This is a genomic window from Pseudomonas sp. K5002 (assembly GCF_013386655.1).
Taxonomy (GTDB): domain Bacteria; phylum Pseudomonadota; class Gammaproteobacteria; order Pseudomonadales; family Pseudomonadaceae; genus Aquipseudomonas.
Map to the genome: position 1 here is coordinate 304 of NZ_JACARK010000855.1, position 468 is coordinate 771.

The 468-nt window shown below is 65.2% G+C and carries 1 protein-coding gene; it reads left to right on the plus strand.

The features are described 5' to 3' along the window. Positions 1-54: 54 nt before the first annotated feature. The coding region (locus HX846_RS29985; protein ID WP_178966766.1) for a ferredoxin reductase at positions 55-468 on the plus strand (414 nt) is incomplete at its 3' end.

Sequence of the window (468 nt, forward strand, 5' to 3'; positions counted from 1 at the left end):
GCTCCCTCGCCACAGGTTAGCGTTCAACCGAAACAACAGGATTCAGGTGCTGCAATGATGAAGGTGAAGATCGAACGCATCGTCGATGAAGCGCTGGATATCCGTTCCTTTCGCCTCGTGCGCAGTGACGGCCAGCCCCTCGACAGTTATGAGCCCGGGGCCCATGTGGACCTCACCGGGCCAACCGGCGTCACCCGCCAGTATTCGCTGTGCAGCCCGCCCCACGATGGCCGCGCGTACCTGGTGGCGGTGAAGAAAGAGGCGCAATCCCGTGGCGGCTCCCTGGCCCTGCATGAGCAGGTGCGGGAGGGCATGGAACTGGAGATGGGCGCGCCGCGCAACCTGTTCCGCCTCGACCCGGAGGCGCCGGCCCATGCGCTGTTTGCCGCCGGTATCGGGGTGACGCCGCTGTTGAGCATGGCCTATCGACTGGCCGACAGCGGCCAGCCGTGGCGCCTGCACTATTTT